20 protein-coding genes are annotated in these 18705 nt (G+C 47.4%); 9 read left to right on the plus strand and 11 right to left on the minus strand.

The annotated features are described in order from the left end of the window. Positions 1-12: 12 nt before the first annotated feature. The 3 genes from ABD734_RS01345 to ABD734_RS01355 all read right to left on the minus strand — a co-directional run bounded on the left by ABD734_RS01345 (position 13) and on the right by ABD734_RS01355 (position 2708). Complete coding sequence (locus tag ABD734_RS01345) at positions 13-429, minus strand: OsmC family protein (RefSeq protein ID WP_344700819.1); 417 nt, start codon at positions 427-429, stop codon at positions 13-15. A gap of 67 nt (positions 430-496) precedes the next feature. Continuing rightward, positions 497-1717: an Nramp family divalent metal transporter gene (locus tag ABD734_RS01350; protein ID WP_344700820.1), complete on the minus strand. Its 1221-nt coding sequence runs from the start codon at positions 1715-1717 to the stop codon at positions 497-499. Between the two features lie 52 nt (positions 1718-1769). Then, positions 1770-2708 (minus strand): agmatinase family protein, encoded by a 939-nt coding sequence (locus ABD734_RS01355; protein WP_344700821.1) that lies wholly within the window; start codon positions 2706-2708, stop codon positions 1770-1772. A gap of 177 nt (positions 2709-2885) precedes the next feature. Here ABD734_RS01355 and ABD734_RS01360 point away from each other — a divergent pair, with 177 nt between their 5' ends. Genes ABD734_RS01360 through arsC form a run of 3 tightly spaced genes read left to right on the plus strand, consistent with a single transcriptional unit; the run spans position 2886 to position 4962 of the window. Continuing rightward, positions 2886-3227 carry an ArsR/SmtB family transcription factor gene (locus ABD734_RS01360; protein ID WP_344700822.1) on the plus strand — a complete coding sequence of 114 codons (342 nt, stop codon included), beginning with the start codon at positions 2886-2888 and terminating at the stop codon, positions 3225-3227. Then, positions 3227-4525 (plus strand): arsenic transporter, encoded by a 1299-nt coding sequence (locus ABD734_RS01365; protein ID WP_344700823.1) that lies wholly within the window; start codon positions 3227-3229, stop codon positions 4523-4525. The genes ABD734_RS01360 and ABD734_RS01365 overlap by 1 nt, the downstream gene beginning before the upstream one ends. A gap of 17 nt (positions 4526-4542) precedes the next feature. Beyond that, a complete protein-coding gene (gene arsC, locus ABD734_RS01370; RefSeq protein WP_344700824.1) occupies positions 4543-4962 on the plus strand; it encodes an arsenate reductase (thioredoxin) in 420 nt (139 codons plus the stop codon). Between the two features lie 31 nt (positions 4963-4993). Here the strand turns inward: arsC and ABD734_RS01375 are convergent, their stop codons facing one another. Beyond that, complete coding sequence (locus ABD734_RS01375; protein WP_344700825.1) at positions 4994-5230, minus strand: hypothetical protein; 237 nt, start codon at positions 5228-5230, stop codon at positions 4994-4996. A gap of 67 nt (positions 5231-5297) precedes the next feature. Between ABD734_RS01375 and ABD734_RS01380 the strand changes: the two genes are divergently transcribed. The 4 genes from ABD734_RS01380 to murJ all read left to right on the plus strand — a co-directional run bounded on the left by ABD734_RS01380 (position 5298) and on the right by murJ (position 10104). Continuing rightward, on the plus strand, positions 5298-6320 hold the full coding sequence (locus tag ABD734_RS01380; RefSeq protein ID WP_344700826.1) for an NADH:flavin oxidoreductase/NADH oxidase: 1023 nt from the start codon (positions 5298-5300) through the stop codon (positions 6318-6320). A gap of 14 nt (positions 6321-6334) precedes the next feature. Next, positions 6335-7240 carry an acetamidase/formamidase family protein gene (locus ABD734_RS01385; RefSeq protein WP_344700827.1) on the plus strand — a complete coding sequence of 302 codons (906 nt, stop codon included), beginning with the start codon at positions 6335-6337 and terminating at the stop codon, positions 7238-7240. 5 nt (positions 7241-7245) lie between these two features. After that, positions 7246-8322, plus strand: coding sequence for a glycerate kinase (locus ABD734_RS01390; protein ID WP_344700828.1), 1077 nt, complete (start codon positions 7246-7248; stop codon positions 8320-8322). Between the two features lie 255 nt (positions 8323-8577). Next, positions 8578-10104, plus strand: coding sequence for a murein biosynthesis integral membrane protein MurJ (gene murJ / locus ABD734_RS01395; RefSeq protein ID WP_344700829.1), 1527 nt, complete (start codon positions 8578-8580; stop codon positions 10102-10104). A gap of 35 nt (positions 10105-10139) precedes the next feature. Here murJ and ABD734_RS01400 read toward each other — a convergent pair whose 3' ends face one another. Both ABD734_RS01400 and ABD734_RS01405 read right to left on the minus strand, forming a co-directional pair. Beyond that, entirely contained in the window at positions 10140-10667 is a 528-nt protein-coding gene (locus tag ABD734_RS01400) for a chromate transporter (RefSeq protein ID WP_344700830.1), read from the minus strand. Then, the gene (locus ABD734_RS01405) at positions 10664-11200 is read right to left on the minus strand and encodes a chromate transporter (RefSeq protein WP_344700831.1); all 537 of its coding nucleotides are present in this window, start codon (positions 11198-11200) and stop codon (positions 10664-10666) included. Before ABD734_RS01405 ends, ABD734_RS01400 begins: the two co-directional genes overlap by 4 nt. 194 nt (positions 11201-11394) lie before the next feature. On the opposite strand from ABD734_RS01405, the gene ABD734_RS01410 reads away from it, so the two are divergent. Then, entirely contained in the window at positions 11395-13224 is a 1830-nt protein-coding gene (locus ABD734_RS01410; protein WP_344700832.1) for an LTA synthase family protein, read from the plus strand. 66 nt (positions 13225-13290) lie between these two features. On the opposite strand, the gene ABD734_RS01415 is transcribed toward ABD734_RS01410, so the two are convergent. The 4 genes from ABD734_RS01415 to ABD734_RS01430 form a co-directional block, all read right to left on the minus strand. Then, complete coding sequence (locus ABD734_RS01415) at positions 13291-14880, minus strand: gamma-glutamyltransferase family protein (protein WP_344700833.1); 1590 nt, start codon at positions 14878-14880, stop codon at positions 13291-13293. Positions 14881-14950: 70 nt separating this feature from the next. Beyond that, positions 14951-15985 (minus strand): Rho termination factor N-terminal domain-containing protein, encoded by a 1035-nt coding sequence (locus ABD734_RS01420; RefSeq protein WP_344700834.1) that lies wholly within the window; start codon positions 15983-15985, stop codon positions 14951-14953. Between the two features lie 138 nt (positions 15986-16123). Further along, complete coding sequence (locus tag ABD734_RS01425) at positions 16124-16408, minus strand: AzlD domain-containing protein (RefSeq protein ID WP_344700835.1); 285 nt, start codon at positions 16406-16408, stop codon at positions 16124-16126. Beyond that, on the minus strand, positions 16405-17088 hold the full coding sequence (locus ABD734_RS01430; RefSeq protein ID WP_344700836.1) for an AzlC family ABC transporter permease: 684 nt from the start codon (positions 17086-17088) through the stop codon (positions 16405-16407). The genes ABD734_RS01425 and ABD734_RS01430 overlap by 4 nt, the downstream gene beginning before the upstream one ends. A 96-nt stretch (positions 17089-17184) precedes the next feature. Here ABD734_RS01430 and ABD734_RS01435 point away from each other — a divergent pair, with 96 nt between their 5' ends. After that, on the plus strand, positions 17185-18024 hold the full coding sequence (locus ABD734_RS01435) for an HAD-IIB family hydrolase (RefSeq protein WP_344700837.1): 840 nt from the start codon (positions 17185-17187) through the stop codon (positions 18022-18024). A gap of 11 nt (positions 18025-18035) precedes the next feature. On the opposite strand, the gene ABD734_RS01440 is transcribed toward ABD734_RS01435, so the two are convergent. Beyond that, complete coding sequence (locus ABD734_RS01440; protein ID WP_344700838.1) at positions 18036-18638, minus strand: alpha/beta hydrolase; 603 nt, start codon at positions 18636-18638, stop codon at positions 18036-18038. Positions 18639-18705 lie beyond the last annotated feature (67 nt).

Below are 18705 nucleotides of genomic sequence, written 5' to 3' on the forward strand. Positions count from 1 at the left end.
CGCTCCTCCTTTTTATTTCATTTCTCCATTCAGTTCAAGCTTGGTAGAAATTGTGGCATTCAATGAGTTGATTGCGGAACAGTATTTATCCGCTGATAATTTTACTGCACGCTGCGCCACCTTCTCAGTGACGTCCCCTTTGATCCTGACGACGATTACGACATCGGTGAAGCGCTTCGGTTCAGTGTCTGCACGTTCAGCTTCGATATCTATATCAATGCTTTCCACTTTATCCATGCTATGCCTCATGATGACATTAAGATCGATGCCCATGCAGCCGGCTACACCATGCAGCACCATTTCCATCGGCCTTGGACCACTGTCATTACCGCCGACACTGCTGCTGGCGTCCATCGTCACATCATAGCCCGAACTGTCACCTTTAGAATTGTAGGCCATTCCGCCTGTCCATTTCGCATTAACTTTCATATTCTCACCCTTTCAATGTGTTAACCATCATTATAAGCAATTTCATCTTCCAGTGACAGCCATGCGCTTACATCAAAGAAGTAACCGCATCAATCAGACTGTAGAGCCCAAGAAAAGAAACCACTGCCGTTACCGCCCAGCCAACGACATTCAGCCATAAGGCGTTGACATGCTTTTTCATCACTGCTTTTTTATTGATGATGATCATAATCAGCACGGCAATGATTGGAAGTATAAGCCCGTTCAATGCCTGTGCGAAAAGTAATACTTCCAGAGGTTCGAAACCAATGGCTGAAGTCACGATGCCGAGACTGATCACAGAAGCAAAGACAATCTTATACTTCCTATTGTCAAAACCACCCTTCCAGTGCATGAAGCTGCTCACCGTCACCGCTGCCCCCATCGGTGAGGCGATTGCTGAGGATAACCCTGCCGAAAATAGCCCGACACTTATGAAAAATGGTGCAAGGTCACCCATCAAGGGCTCGAGTGGCGCTGCCAATTCGACGACATTGGTCACTTCTTGACCTTCAATCAGCGCACCTGCAGTAATAAGTATTGCTGCAGTGATGAACCCACCTACGGTGATGGTGAGGATTGTATCGATTCTGGACTCATTCAAGCCATCTGCACTGTCCCACTTTTCGCTGACCGTCGAGGCATGTATGAAAAAATTATACGGTACCACCGTAGTGCCGATCAGCGCAATGATCATCAGAATCGAACCATCAGGGATGCCGGGAACGAAAGCCCCTTTGAATATCGCGCCGACATCAGGTGCTGATACTATCATCGTCGTTATGAATGTAATGCTCATCAGGACGATTAGCCCAATCATCACCTTTTCGATGATTTTGTAGCTTCCGCTCAGCCCAAGAGTGAGTATGATGATTCCAATGATCGGCGCCACGTAGTTCTCCGGTATTCCAAATAAATAGGAGACACCGAGGGAAGTGCCGAGCAGGTCGCCGCTGATGTATGCAGCACATCCTACGCACACTGCAATCATGACCAGCCAGACTGCAGCGAATTTCAATATGACATTATCGAATAACCCGCGTATATTTTCCCCCAGCCCTTCACCTGTCACCATACCGATCCTTGCGACCATCTCCTGCAGTACGATTGTCGCCAGAATCGCAAAAACCACTGCCCACAGGAGGGCGAACCCAAACCCTGCACCTGCACGTGTGGCTGTCGTCACGGTGCCTGGTCCGATGAACGAAGCCGTGATGATTGCACCTGGCCCTATCACTTTCAGCTTTTCAATAATTTTCTGTCCATTCAATGCTTCCACCCCTTTGGATACAGAAGACAGTCTCCCATCGCCCGTTCATCTATCAAGCATGACCACCATGTACATGGCCCGCCAGCACATATAAAACCGCTGTTGATACAAAGTGCGCTGAGTTCTGGTTCGCGTCCTGCTGAGGGTACACTTCGACAAAATCCATTCCACATAATCCCCGTTTACCGAATTCATAGATCATCGTCACCAGCTCATGGGATGTGAGCCCATTGCCATCGACGGGACCTCCTGGGTTGAACGCAAAGTCCAACACGTCGCTGCAGATCGTCAAATAGACGACATCCACCTCTTGTGCTGCCATATCATATATTTCATTCGCATAGGCTTTCAGGTCATGTGCCCCCTTGATGTCATTGATCGAAAGCGTCACGGCTCCCGCTTCCTGAGCATAGGCTCCCGTCTCCGGTTTATTTCTCGGACCCTTGATGCCTGCATGTATAAGACTCTCATTCCTGACTCCGTCGGTCTCGTAAAGGCGCATGAATGGCGTACTTCTGGCAAACCTGTCTCCTTCATAGTGAGGCATATTATCATAGTGGGAGTCCAGATGGATGATCCCCACCTTTTTGCCGGTGTTGGTCAAGGCTTTGACGACAGGATATGTGATGCCGTGGTCGCCACCGAGACCTACCAGGAACTTACCTGAGCGCCACAGGTTTTCGGCGAATGCTTCAATGCGGTCCATGGTGCCCGGCACATCATGCGGTATGACGCTGACATCGCCAACATCCCCAAGGCTCAAATGGTCTTCCACATTGATATGATTCAGCTCGGGCAAGTAAGTGCTGTACCGCGCAGAGGACAATCTGATCTGTTTCGGGCCCAGTTCGCACCCTGTGTAGTCTCCCCAAGTACAGGCCCCCTCCCACGGTACACCGTAGACCAGTACATCCGTATCGTATTCGTCAGTCTTTGTAAGATTTTTCGCCCCCAACATCGGAGGGGTGTTGCCATAAATATTTGATTGCATCCTTTAACGCCTCCTGAGTTTTCTGAATTGTCATTCTATATATCATGATAAAAGTAATGAAAATGGAAATCCACCGATATACTTCATTTTTAAGATCATTGTTGAACATATAACCATAATCTTATATAATTCAACCTATTACATAATAAAAAAATTATATGATTGAGGTGCGATCCAATGGAAACGACAGTTGATATTAATGATGTTGCGGAACTTTTCAAAGTTCTGGGCGATCATTCACGATTATCGATGGTTGCGATGATGTATAAGAAGGAATGTTGCGTCTGTGATTTCACAGAATGCTTCAATATGAGCCAACCTGCTGTAAGCCAGCATCTTAAAAGGTTGCGGACACTTGGCTTGATCACGGAACGGAAAGATGGGTATTGGACCCATCTTTCCTTGAACTCCGATAGTCCATTCATGGAAATGCTGTCAAAATTATTGGCGACGACACCTGGCCTTGATGCACATGTCGACCGTCTGCTCGCTTCATGCACAAGGGAGGCATGCTGCTGATGGTGAATTCTGTAATTGCAGTCCTGATTTTCCTCATCACGTTGTTTCTTGTCATCCGTCAGCCTAAAGGCCTCGGCATCGGCTGGTCGGCGGTTGCTGGGGCAGTTGCAGCCTTGGTCTTCGGCGTCGTAAGCTTTGGGGATGTCGGAACCGTATGGGGCATAGTCTGGAATGCGACACTGACTTTCGTCGCTGTCATACTGATTTCATTGGTACTCGATGAGATCGGATTTTTTGAATGGTCTGCACTACATATGGCACGTTTTGCCAAAGGCAGCGGATTGAAGCTGTTCATCTACATCATCCTGCTGGGCGCGATAGTGGCTGCATTGTTTGCCAATGATGGAGCCGCCCTGATTCTGACACCGATTGTTCTGGCGATGGTCAGGAACCTCAATTTCACGGAGAAGATGATCATGCCGTTCATCATGGCAAGCGGATTCATCGCCGATACCGCCTCCCTGCCATTCGTCGTCAGTAACTTGGTGAATATCGTCTCGGCAGACTTCTTTGGCATCGGGTTCATCGAATACGCTTCAAGGATGCTTGTTCCCAATCTGTTCTCTATCCTGGCAAGCATTCTTGTACTGTGGCTCTTTTTCAGAAAAGACCTACCGTCCAATTACGGGGTATCTGAGTTGAAGCGCCCTTCTGAAGCCATCCGTGACCAAAGAATGTTTACCTGGTCGTGGGTGGTGCTCGCTTTGTTGCTCATTGGATATTTCCTGAGTGAGCCGTTTGAGATCCCTGTTTCCATCATTGCCGGCCTCATTGCATTCTTTTTTGTGATGATGGGAAGAAACAGTCCCGCTGTGCCTGTTAAGGATGTTGTGAAGGGGGCACCTTGGGACATCGTCTTCTTCTCCCTCGGCATGTACGTTGTCGTATATGGTTTGCAAAATGCAGGGCTGACTGCCCTACTCGGCCGTTTTCTGGCTACCGCAGGAGAACATGGGTTATTTGCCGCCACAATGGTCATGGGCTTCACAGCTGCAATACTGTCATCGGTCATGAATAATATGCCGACCGTTATGATTGATGCCCTCGCCATAACTGCATCAGGTGCACAAGGTTCCATTAAGGAGGGTCTGGTATACGCCAATGTCATCGGCTCTGACCTTGGTCCGAAGATTACACCGATCGGGTCACTTGCTACACTGCTGTGGCTGCATGTGCTCAAAAAGAAAGGGGTCAATATTTCTTGGGGATACTATTTCAAAATCGGTATCATCCTGACGATTCCCGTTCTATTCATAACTTTATCCGGCCTATACCTATGGCTGCTCATCATTTCATAAACTAAAGGAGTGTCATCATGCAAAAACCCATTATCTATTTTTTATGCACCGGAAATTCATGTAGAAGTCAGATTGCAGAGGGCTTTGCCCACAAATATTTAGGCGATAAATATGAGATTCATTCAGCAGGCATCGAAGCCCATGGAATTAATCCAAGGGCGGTAAGCATCATGAGAGACGCCGGCATTGATATCACTGGTCAGCAGTCAAGCATCATAGACCCTGAAATTCTGAACCATGCAGATTATGCAATCACCCTGTGCGGGGACGCCCGTGATAATTGTCCTGTCACGCCATCGGACGTCATCCACCTGCATTGGGGGTTCGAAGACCCAGCCAAAGCCAAAGGCAGTGAAGAAGAAATATATTCAGCATTCCGCCAAGTAAGAGACGACATCGAAAAAAGAATCATCCAGTTTAAAAACGAAGGAAAATAAAACAGGCCCTTTAAGGGCCTGTTTTTGTAATCTATGATGCCGTGCGCATTTCCCGTTTCCATTTGATGCGATTCATCACCAATATAATCACTGCCGCTGCTACACCGATGAGGTTAGTATATGTTTCCGGTGCGATCAGAAGCAATGCGCTTGCTATCAGTACAATTCTGAACACCACATTAATATGCGTTTTGAAATATCCTTCTAACCCAGTGGACTTATTACAGTTGTCATTGAATATAACATTATTCAAAACTGCTAAATTCAAAGCCTCTTTATATTTGAAATTTTCTCTAAATTTAATACAATGGAGTTAACCACTGAGGAGGAATTGGATGAAATCACTTTTTGAACCCTACACACTGAAGGCTTTAACGACAAAGAACAGGATTGTAATGGCCCCCATGTGCCAATACAGCGCGACTGACGGCATACCTGACGAGTGGCACTTCACGCACTACACCTCACGGGCGGTCGGCGGTACTGGTCTGATCATGTTGGAGATGACCAATGTCGAATCACGGGGTCGCATTACCGACCATTGTCTAGGTATCTGGTCCGACGGACATGTGCCCCACTACAAACGAATCGTCGACGCTTGCCATCGCCACGGGGCAAAGGTGGGCATCCAACTCGCTCACGCAGGGCGCAAGGCTCAGGATACGGAGACTCCAGTATCAAGTACGGATGAAGCATATAGCTCGGACTTCCATCAGCCACATGAACTGACGAGAGAAGAGACGGAAGAGATTATCGATGCATTCAAATGGGGGGCCCAACGTGCAGTTGAGGCTGGATTTGACACCATCGAACTTCATGCTGCCCACGGTTATCTCATCCATCAATTCCAATCCCCACTCACCAACAAGCGCTCCGATGAATATGGTGAAGATTTCAGCCTATTTGGACGCAGGGTCATTGAAGCAGTCAAATCTGTCATGCCTGCAGGGATGCCGCTCATGCTACGCCTCTCAGCTGTCGAGTATGCAGATGGTGGTTACGACATCGACCACGGGACCCATCTGGCGCGCGAGTATGCGGCAGCTGGGGTTGATATGATCGATGTATCAGCTGGAGGAGACGGTAAGCCTTCACCAGAGCGTTTCAATGGGGCTTTCCCCGGCTACCTTGTCGAGTATGCCAGAGCGGTGAAAGAAGCTGCTTCAGTCCCTGTCATAGCTGTCGGTCTTCTCGATGATGTCAATCTGGCTGAGCACGCCGTCGCATCGGAATCTGCAGATCTCGTCGCCATCGGCCGTGGACTGCTGCGCGACCCTTATTGGGTGCTCAACGCTTCCCAGGACAAAAATGCAGAGGATGACGCCTTCATCCCTGTGCAGTATAAAAGAGCATATTAGAATGGAGAATGATCATGAAACATTCATTGAATAAATCAAACTTATTTTATGCGATGTCAAAGGATAATCCAGCTGCTTTAAAGGTTGATGCTGGGGATACAGTAACGATTGAGACGAACGATTGCTTCCTCGGACAGATCACTTCCAGTGATACCGTGTTGGACCAGTTGGACTGGGACCGCATCAACCCTGCAACGGGTCCTATCCATATAGATGGCATCCAAGCCGGAGATGTGCTCAAAGTCACAATTGAAGACATCACCCTCGAACCAAACGGTGGCATGCTGACAGGCCCTGGGCTTGGCGTCATGGGGGATGATATGGAGAAGATGGAGGCCAAAATGTTCGATATTGATACATCGGAAGGCACTGTTTCGTTCAATGGCCTGTCTCTTCCCCTGAACCCGATGATCGGCGTCATTGGAGTGGCACCAGAGGGAGAAGCGGTCAATAATGGGACACCGGGCCGACACGGCGGCAATATGGACAGTAAGAAGATCACGACTGGCGCCACCCTCTATCTACCTGTTGCACACGATGGGGCCTTGTTTGGCCTTGGAGATGTCCACGCCAAGATGGGGGACGGCGAAGTGAGCGTAAGTGGACTTGAGACGGGTGCATCGATCACAGTAACCCTCGATAAAGCACACAATATAAAAACACGCCATCCGATCGTCGTCGATGCGGATGGTGTCTACATGACAGTATCGAGCGAAAGTCTCGACACCGCAGTCGACGAGTCCGTCAAGGAAATGATTGCATTACTCCGTCCCCACACAGACTTGAGTCTGTCTGAAATGACCATGCTCATGAGTCTGGTCGGCGAGGCGCAGATCAATCAGGTAGTCGATCCTTTGAAGACTTCCCGCTTCTTTGTACCGCACCATGTCCTTGATCATTACGGAATTACCTTGGAGTAGATATCATGAATATTGTTGTAGCACCAGATTCCTATAAAGGGACGTTCAATCAATATGAGATTGCAACAATCATGGGAGAGGCCCTCACAGATTTGGGCCATCAAAGCATTTTGAAACCGATGAGTGACGGTGGAGATGGCCTTCTTACGTGTTTTCGGAATGAGGATTATGAGGAGGTCACCACCAATGTTACAGGGCCAGAAGGCCAGACGGTCGAAGCCTCCTATTGTCGCAAGGGACAGACTGCAGTGATTGAAACGGCCGAGGCATGTGGTCTTCATCTGGTCGGCAGTTCAAACCCAGGCGATCGGACGTCATTCGGCGTCGGCGAACTGATTTTGGACGCGGTTGATAACGGGGCACAACACATCATACTGGGTTTGGGTGGTTCTGCAACAAACGATGGCGGCTACGGGATGCTGCTCGCTCTAGGAGGTGCTGCAGTGGATACAGGTGGCATGCCAGTTGGCGTGTTCACTCGTGATATAGGACATGTTGCTGAAATCAGCCTAAGATCACTTCAGCCCCTGGAAGGTGTACAGTTGACTGTCGCGTCCGATGTCACCCATCCATTGTTCGGAGTCCGAGGGGCTACCCGTGCGTTCGGTCCCCAAAAAGGCGTGCAGGAAGCGGATGTCGCTTTCTTCGAGTCACTGCTCTCACACCTCCGTACCAAAATATCGGATGTTTTCCAAGATGACTTCAGTGACTGCCACGGCGCAGGTGCCGCTGGTGGACTTGGGTGGATGCTGATGAATCTCGGGGCAGAGATGAAACCGGGAGGTCTACTGGTTGCTGAGATGATCCACTTGGAGAATGCAATAATGAAAGCCGATATGGTAATTACAGGTGAAGGGAAAACCGATGCTTCCTCAGTGCACGGAAAAGTCCCTGCGACTGTGGCACAACTCGCCGATCGCCATCAAAAGCCGTGCCACCTCATCTCTGGTCAGGTAACCGGTGCTGATACTACAGCTTTCGCTTCTGTCCATCCATTGAGCGATGGCACCAGAAAAATTGAGGACATCATTGAAGAAACACCACGGCTGATAAGGCAAAAGATACAGCGCATAGTGACATAGAAAAGGTCTGGAATGACATTTCCAGACCTTTTCTATGCCTTAAATCTGTATATGCTGGATTGCTGATTTAAACTCGACCCAAACCGATCATTCATATCTCCGTGTCCCATAGCTCTAAACTCGCCATCCATCCATTTTCTGCTAAAATACATATTGTATGCTTTTACTATTTGGAGTATGGATCAATAGGAGTTTTTTTATGAACATTATGTATGCAAATCATGGATTGATACAGAATCCACACAGCGTGGCCATATGAGAAAAACCATCTTTCTGTTGATGGTGCTGACCATCGTTTCAAAAGTCTCTGGGTTCTTGAGGGATTTGACGCTCGCCTATTTCTACGGAGCAAGCGAAACCAGTGATGTCTTCCTATTATCGATCAGTATCCCAACTGTCGTTTTTGGTGTGGTGGCAGCAGGCATTTCGACCGGCTACATCCCGCTCTATTCACGGATAACAGAGCAGTCCGGCGACAAGGCGGGGCTCGAATATACCAACAACCTAATTAATATATTGCTGATTTCCACTACATTCATCGTCATACTCGCTCTTATTTTTACTGAACAGCTCGTTAAGGTATTCGCAATCGGATTCCAGGGAGAAACATTGGCACTTGCAGTAATGTTCACCCGCTTCAGCATATTCGGCATCTACTTTACACTCATCACCCGGATTCTAAGTGCCTATCTGAATTATAAAAAGATGTTTGCTATCCCTTCCTTGATAGGCATTCCCATGAATCTGGTGCTGATTGTGGCCATAATCCTGAGCAGCAGATTAGAACTGATCTACATTCTCGCCGTGGCTAATGTAGTCGCACTATTTATCCAGTTCCTGATCATCCTGTTCTTTGCCTATAGATATTCTTTCCGCTTCCAGCGGGTGTTGCGTCCGGGAGATGAACATATAAAAGAAATGGCTGTATTGGCTTTCCCGGTCATCCTTGGTTCCGGTGTGGGTCAATTGAACCGTCTGATTGATCGTTCACTTGCATCCTGGATTTCCATAGGTGGAATTTCCTCAATTAACTATGCCAGCACTTTGAATGTATCCTTCCTCGGTATCTTCGTCTCTTCATTCGTTACAGTGTTTTATCCAGACATATCCAAAAAGGCAGCCCGAGGAGACATGCCGGGGCTAAAGCACACTTTGAACCAGACCATACTGGGTGTGCTGACCCTAATAATTCCTGCCACAATCGGTGCGATGATATTCGCAGAGCCTATTGTCCGTTTCCTGTTCGACCGCGGCGCCTTCGATGAAACCGCCGTAACATTGACGACTTCGGCGTTCTTCTTCTACTCACTCGGTCTTGCCGGTACAGGTGTCAACCTGATTTTAACCCGGACTTTCTATGCACTGCAGGATACAAAAACACCTATGCTCAACAGCACAATCGGGGTGAGCATCAATATTGCCCTGAACTTCCTGCTGGCGCCAATCCTCGGGATAGGTGGTCTAGCTCTTGCGACCAGCCTTTCTGCACTGATGACCGTTCTGCTACTGACACGGAGCCTACGCAGAAAATTTGGCCGGCTTAATCTGACACATCTTATACCGACTGCGTTACGGATTACAGCCGCTGCATTTTTTGCTGCTGCATCATCTTATGGATTTTTGATCCTTATGAATCCTTTTGTTGGAAGTGATGTCAGCCTGGTGCTTGCATTCGCACTGATGGCTGTACTCTATATCTCTATGTTACTGCTGATGGGAGTCGACGGCGTCCGTACCTTCCTTGAGGCCATGCTGAATAAGTTCAAGAAAAAACAAAAGTAGGAGACCCTGATTTTGGCTCTTTACCCCCCTGCATATCACAACAGAAGCGCACCATAACCTAAACCAAAAATAATCACAAGTGCGGGGTGGACTTTAAATTTCACCAATAGCAGGAAGCTGGCCGCAACCAGAAATATTGTGTGTACGGTTCCGGAGGCATCATATGCATTGAAGATGAAATCGTATGCTATCAACCCAAGAAGGATTGCAATCACCGGTCGGATCAGTGTGGTCAGAGTTTCGAATTTCTGTGTGCCTTTCAATCTGTAGAGCAGTCCCGCGAGAAAAATCATCAGCATTAGTGAAGGCAAGACTGTAGCAGCAACTGCAACAATCGATCCCCCCAGCCCTCCAACTTCATAACCTATAAAGCCGGCCATTTTGGTCGCAATCGGGCCGGGTAAGGCATTACCAAGTGCCAGAACCTCGGCAAATTCACGGGAATCCATCCACCCATAATTCTGTACAACTTCCTGCTCCACCAATGGAATGGAAGCGGGGCCGCCCCCATAACCCAGAACTCCGGGGATGAAGAAAGCCAGGAATATATGTATATAGATCATACTCTCCCCTCCCTTCTGAACATGCTGAAAACAACAATGAGCAGGATGATTAGGGCAGGGTGAATTCCTACCACCACCAACATGAAGAATGCGATAGCCGTAAACAGGAAGAGGAAGTGCCACGTCGTTTTCGCCTTTGCCTTGGCGAGGAACTCATACGTCAATACAAACAACATGACGCCCACTACGGGCATCACCCCGTTGCTCATACCTTGCACCCACTCGAGGTCCTTAAATTCCGTAAACAGTTTTAATAGTACAATCATCAATATGATTGTCGGCAGAATTGTGGCCAATACAGCATTGACCATCCCGAGCCACCCTTTTTGCAGGTAACCTATGTATCCTCCAAGTTTGGTGGCAATGGGACCAGGCAGAACATTACCTATAGCCAGGGCATCCTGAAAGGTTTCATCTGTCATCCATCCGTGTGTATCGACCACTTCTTTATGGACAAGCGGAATGGACGATGGGCCACCACCATACCCAAGCATTCCGACTTTAAAAAACACCCAGAATATTTTAAAATGCATTATACGCCCTCCATCACGTCAAACTATTCCGATTATTAAGAATTATTGACTTGTCTGCTTATTTGCTTTAGATTATATACTATTATGCGGCAACCAAACGTATAGTCATTTACTTTCAACTCCCCCTTCAAGGGGGAGTTTGAGGCTCTTTCAACCTCTCATTCCCGATCAAATTCAATATTAAGGAAGTAATCATGAAACTAGTAAAAAATTCAACTTTCCTTCTAGGCCTGTTAGCAGTATTCTTACTCAACAGTAGATACTGGATCCAGACCTTCCCCACAATTTTATATGATGGAAAAACCGTGCCGGTTGAAGAAATCAACGAACACACTTTTCAGGGGATATCCATCATATTCCTTTTCATATTGCTGGTCTACGGCCTGATCGGCAAACCGTTGACCACATTATTGATCTCCAATATGTCACTATTTCTTTTTTATTATGCCAACAAATTGAAATTCGAACAACGCGGCGAAGTCGTCAACTATAACGAAATCAAAGAAGTCATCAACATCAGGGAACTTTCAAATATAGTCGACCTGAAGATGCTGTTTGTTCTTGTCACCGTTCTTTTGTTGGCATCATTCGTTTTATTTTATCTGGAAAGCAAGTTATATAGAAAATTGGGGCTGTCCAGATTCAGGATCATTCGAATTACAGCTTTGGTGGGCATCATAATTGTTTCAGTGATCTTCTATACGGACACTGAAAAATATTCCTATGAATATTTCGGGATTGAAGAGAAGGATTCATATATCTTCAACCCGATTAAAGAGATTAAAAGGGTAGGCTTCGTGCCAAATTTTCTGATCAATATTTCGAGGAACTTCATGGAACCTCCAGATGATTATTCCAGGTCGAATATTAACGCCATTTCAGAAAAGTATAAAAAAGAATCCGCTGAATATAACGATGCCAGAAAAAATGATATCACCGACGAACATACCATCATTTATCTCAGCGAAAGCTTTTGGCAGAATGAGGTTCTGATACAGAACAAGATGCCTGCACCATTCATCAAAAAGCTTGAGGAACAGCGCGGAGGAGAAATGCGCTCACTGTTCATCGGAGGCGGAACAGCAAATATAGAATTTGAGATGCTGACTAGCATGTCGCTTGAACTCCATCAGCAACCTACAGTCACCTCGCCCTACATCGAGTACTTCGAAAAATCCAGTGACAGTTCATCTATACTTACACTGGTCGAGCAGAATGCCGTGATCCACCCCTATACTTTCAGCCTCTATAACAGAGTTGATGTGTACGACAAGATGGGGGTTTCCAAGCTGTTCAGCCAAGAGGATATGAACGACTTGGAGAAGCTTGAAGGAACAGGCAGGGCAAGCGACCGCTATCTTACGGACCTGGTGGACAATAAGATGGATGATTACCGCATGATGAATGTCATGTCTATGCAGAATCATTCGCCCTATTCACCCGGAGTTCTCGAAGATATCGCCTATGAGCCGGTTCTAAAGCCTGGCATACTCTCCGAGGAGCCTACTGCAAGCAAGTATGGTGACTATATAGAATATGCAAAATCATATTTCAGGCAGCTGGTGAAAACCGACTCTGCAATCGAGAAGCTGATCGCCGATATGGAAGACCAGAAGTACGATGTAAACCTGATATTTTATGGAGATCATGCACCTAGTTTCCTCAGGGGAAAGGGGGCGCAATTACAAGGGCATACTAACCAGGCCCCCTACTTCATCTATCAGAACCATGATAGGGGCGACACCAGTGATGCAGATTTATTGAGCCCCATGTTCCTCGTGCCGAAACTGCTGGCAGACGGCCAATATAAGACAACACCCTACTACTATATGCTGGTGCAGCTTTATCAGAAAGGTGTGACTGGCATCGCCTCAAGTGGTGCATATATAGGAGATACATTCGTACCAGATGAAGCGCTCGAAGAGGATATTAAAGTACTGGTAAGCGATTATAGAAATGTCTCATACAACCGTTACTTCGACAAGAACTCCATCGGCAGACCTTTTTTCAATAAACAATTCTAGACTTATATTAAAGCAGGCCCCCTGGGCCTGCTTTAATATATCAGATGACTTCCAGAATCCCTTCAACTAATAAGATGAAATGGCCCCATCCGTACGCGACTCAGTTCCTCCGATAAGCACCCCATCAGGGTTCTTTAAGATTACCTGCCCACGACCGAAACTATTGGGTTCAAGATTCACTTTGATATGGTGTCCCCGCCTGATCAGACTGCGGGCGATATCTGTGTCGAAACGATCTTCAACTTCAACTTCGAGCCCTGCCTTGAATTGCCATCTTGGCGCATCGAGGGCGCTCTGTGGATTCATCCCGTAGTCGATCAGATTCATCGCCACCTGCAGATGGGCCTGCGGCTGCATAAATCCACCCATTATGCCAAATGGGCCAACCGCCATCTCGTCCTTGGTGATGAAGGCAGGTATAATCGTATGGAAAGTCCTTTTACCGCCGCCTATGAAATTAGCGTGTTCCGGATCCATGGAAAAGTTATGTCCCCTATTCTGCATGGCGAGCCCGGTGCCGGGAATCACTACACCTGAACCAAAACCCATATAGTTGCTTTGGATATAAGATACCATATTACCTTCACCGTCTGCTGTGGCAAGATAGACAGTTCCCCCCTCAGGCAGATTCCCATGTTCCCGCTCCTCTGCCATTTCTGTAATATGGCTTCGACGATTTTGGAGATATTCCTGGTCCAGCAGTTGCGAGACCTTAATGCGCATGTTATCCGAATCCGCTACATGTTTGGTCGTATCGGCGAACGCCAATTTTATCGCTTCAATCTGATGATGAAAAGTGCGCTCATCCAAAGCAGGGTGGTCATCATTCTTGAGCATGCCGAGGGCCATCAATGCCGTGATGCCCTGACCGTTCGGGGGAAGTTCGTGGATAACATGACCTTTATAATCCATGCTTGCAGGCTGGACATATTCCACTTCGAATCCAGCCAGGTCGTCATGTTCAATTAACCCGCCCGTCTCATTACTGAATTGGACGATTTTATCTGCAAGATCTCCCGTATAGACGCTTTCCGCATCAGTAGCGGCAATATCTTCCAATGTCTGCGCATGCTCCGGCAGAGTTTTGATGGTACCTGCTGATGCGGTGCCAAAAGTCTCGAGCCATGGTTTCAATTCTTCGTGATTGTCCGCTTCCCGACTGTAGGTTTGATAAGCCGCCTGCCAGTATCTGGCCACTACCGGTGTGATGACGAAACCGTCACGTGCAGCACGTATTGCTGGTGCGAGCACTTCCTTTAAAGTCAAATTGCCGAAATCACGGATAAGTGCGGCCCAAGCCTTCGGCACTCCCGGTACTGTTACCGGTAGCCAACCAAACTTTGGCAGTGCATCAAACCCCCTCGCCTTAACTTGCTCCATCCCCAACCTTTTTGGCGAGCGGCCGCTGGCGTTCATGCCGTACAACTTTTCATCCATCCATGCAATCATGAATGCGTCTCCGCCTATGCCGTTGCTCGTCGGCTCTACTACGGTCAATGTCGCTGCTGTAGCAATTGCCGCATCCATTGCATTACCCCCTTGCTTCATCACTTCAATCCCCGCATCCGTCGCCAATGGGTGAGTGGTGGCCACCATGCCATTCTTTGCATATGTGCTGTATCTCGAGTTTTTATACGGATAACTATAATGATTCATCTAAAATCCCCTTGTTTTGAATATTCAATTATTTAACTGCGTAGAAAAAGGTCCGCTAAATACCGGACCTTCATCTGCCGCAGCATTTCTTATATTTACGCCCGCTGCCGCATGGACAAGGGTCATTCCGACCCACTTTGACTTCCTTGACGACTGTCTGGGAGTTCAATTCCGACTCCTTGTGGCCACGATATTTGAAGTGGCGTGTGTTCTCAACGATCTCAGCCATCATATCCATCAATTCGCGTTGGCTGTCAGCATTCTGCAACTCGACATTCAAGGTCATCAAGTATTGGAGGATGTCATCTTTCTTAGACCCCTGCATAATCAGCTGAAGCAGTGAGATATATACACTGTAATGTTTGTCCCTCGGTACATCGACATTATCCTTCACCCACTCTTTGAGTGCACGATGGGCTTTCGATTCATCGATATAGTTGGGATCGCTGAACTTGATGAATTTGCCGAATTCCGGCTCGTAGTAAGGTAGATCTCCCTGGAGTTTTTTGACCATTTCATACTGTGCATAATTCATGTCATCAATGATGATCTGTTCATTATCTTCATCAATTGAAATATCATAAGGTGATTCTCCAAGAAAGCTCACCAGTTCCGCTGAAGTCATTTCCATATCATAATATTTTTTGAATAGGTGTTGGAGCTGACTGAAGCTCACAATACCGTAAAGATGAAGCGCTGCTCTTATAAGCTTCAATTTACGTTGGACTTTAAGCCGCGCTTCCCTATTCTCTTCATTGTCCACCATAGCGAACAGCTCCGGTATTCCTTCTGCAATAAAGAACTTATCCTCCTGTTCAGAATCTTCAAAGGCATAGCCCAATATATACAGCCCGAACAGTTCTTCCAAATTATATCGCGACTCGGTAGGCCCACGGCCTCCCGTGTTCTTCCAGGCTTCAAAAGAATGGTCATCGATGTATTTATACGCGTACACTGCCGCTTCTGTAGTATGTTGACGCTCGATTATGGCATCAATCAGATCATCCTTTTTATATTTCGAGAAGTTTTTCACTGAAATGGTACGCGCAAGACGCTTCAGATCATTCATATTGTACGACTTTAGATGGCTCTTTGTACTTTTCACATTAAAACTCCTTCGCTCCTTGATTATTCCCTTCATTTTACCACATGACCCGCTCCTTGGTAACCAATCAGGTCCCCCTAAGGTCGCTGTCATGCCGGTTTAGGCCCAACAAATGGATATGCTGAAATCTAAGGCACCTCAAGTTATCAGATAGACAAACACGATTGTGCCTAGCACGATAAAGAAAAGCGGCACCCGAAACAATGCCAACAACATGGCGAACGCCCCTCCCAAAAGACCATGCAATGGATTTTCGAGGGCATCTAATATACCCGGGAAGATAAGCACGCCGAGTGCGGCATAAGGGATGTAGTTCAAATATGTTACAAGCCATTCCGGCAACGGGAAAACATCGATTATAAATGCCGGTAGAATACGTGTTATAATCGTCACAGCAAACATGGCAACAACCAGTAGGGTCATCTGGACACCTCCGCTCTTTCAAGTATCGATCCGAGTGCTGCTGCAATGAGTATCGCCAGCACGATGGCGATGCCGGATGGCACGAAGGAGAGCTGTCCCATTATGTAATGGATGATCATGCCTGCCATGGCGATGATGCCGAAGCGGTAGTGGATACGCACAGCTGGAATGAGCAGGGCGATGAACAGTGCATATAAAGCGATGCCGCTGGCTGCAACCCACCCCTCGCTCATCCACTCACCCGCCAGGTAACCAATGGCAGAAAACGTCACCCAAAAAAGATAGGCTGTAAGGAAAGTGACTGCATAGCTGCTGAAATGCCGCTGTTCTGGTGTGCTGTTGGCGGTCACTGCAAAGCCCTCATCCGTAACATATGAAGATAGGAACAGACGTTTCAAAAAGGATTCATGCTTCAAATCATAGTTTACCTTGAACGACATGACAAAATGCCTTGAATTTAGGATGAATACGGCAAATACAATGGCTATTGCGCCGCTCGTAGACATCATCTGGAGGGCCAGAAATTGGCTTGCGCCTCCATACACCATGAAACTCATCAGCACCGCGTCAAAAAAGGACATAACCGGTTTCGCTGTTATGCCAAAGGCTACAGCAACCGGCACGTAGCCCATGCCGATGGTCAATCCGTCCATCAGCGGCTTCTTCAAATCCGTTCGCACTACTTCTTCACCCCGCCTGAATCTATAATTATAAAAATATACTTCGCAATAAGAAGGCATTACAATTCAACTTCAGCATAAAAGGAGAATCATTTCATGAAAGCATTGGTTCTGGATATGGACGGCACGATACTCGACCACAGTGGCCGTTTCCCAAGATCCCTCGTTGCGGTACTGGCAGCACTCAAAGAAAGAGGGATGCTCATATTCTTCGCAACGGGACGGACACATCACGAAATCACAAAAATCACTCCCGAAGACTGCCCACTTGACGGTTATGTTGCGGCAAGCGGCATGGGGGTCTATGTCGATGGCCAGTTGATCGATTCCGCTTCCTTCGATCCTGACTTCGTTGCCGATATGATAGCTGCTGCACGCAGGCGGGAGATCTATTACGAAATCCATACGCTTGAAAATTCAAGCCGCACCCTTCTTGAAGATAAAGAGTACTCGGCTGCGGACATCAGCCAACCCCAACCGGAAACGATGAAGCATTTTGAATACCTCTACGCCCAAAAGACACTCGAAAGTACAGTCCAATGGGTGCCGACCCTGTCATTGGAACATGTCGTAAAGATATTCTTCTTCAGTACAGACACACACAAGATCGCCAGTTGGTACGACCATCTGAAGACGCATCAAGATGAGTCCGACTATGCCCTTTATACCACCAGTGTCCATAATGCCGAAATCATGTTGAAGGGACGCGACAAGGCAACAGGCCTTGAAACTTTAATGATTCGATACGGACTGTCGTATGAGGATGTGCATGTCGTGGGAGATTCGATGAACGACCTTCCCTTATTTGACAAAGCCGGCAAGCGTACCGCCATGAAAAATTCAGTCCCGTCAATCCTTGAAGCCGCAGACGATATCACTGAATATACGTGCGACGAAGATGGCCTCTCGCGCTATCTGGCTTCCGTATACCTTTGATCAATCAGGAGTCATTTAACCCCCAGATACCAGACATGCCCCTCCATCAATTCCTCCGAATCGATTTCGTGGCCGCCGTCGGTCAGCTTGATGCTGACTTCGGCGCCTTTTTGTTCGAGGTGCCGTTTCAATTGATATGCATCACCGGCAGTCGTCTGGACATCTCTTGCGCCTGCTGTTATAAGGACCTTCTTCCCATTCAGCTCAATCTCTGCTGCTTGCTCACCATTGTAGGATGGATGCATGAGCATGGCACCTGCCACCGGCAGGTCGTGATGCATCAACAGATGCGAAGCCATATCCGCTCCATGTGAGTAGCCGACATATGTCGCCTGATTGAGATCCAAACCATATTCTTCAGCCAGATCCTCCATCAGTCTTTTGATGGCCGTCCCTTCTGCCTTGAGGCTATCCTCATCATATCCTGCTCCCTGACGAGCGAAGAAGCGTGCACGGCCTGCTTCATCAACATTCCCGCGGAATGCGAGTATATTGGCTGAGCCGTCCACCATAGCTGCAATCTCCAAAAGATCCGTTTCGCGGCCGCCACTGCCATGAAAAAGTATCAGTGTATTCCTCTTCTCGTTTTTAGCTTTTATAAATAAATGTTCCATTCCGACAACTTCCTTTATTAGAGTTTACTTCCTCTATATTATATAATATCAGTGATAAGTGGAAGGA

It is taken from the genome of Salinicoccus jeotgali, assembly GCF_039538805.1.
In the GTDB taxonomy this organism is placed as follows: Bacteria; Bacillota; Bacilli; order Staphylococcales; family Salinicoccaceae; genus Salinicoccus; species Salinicoccus jeotgali.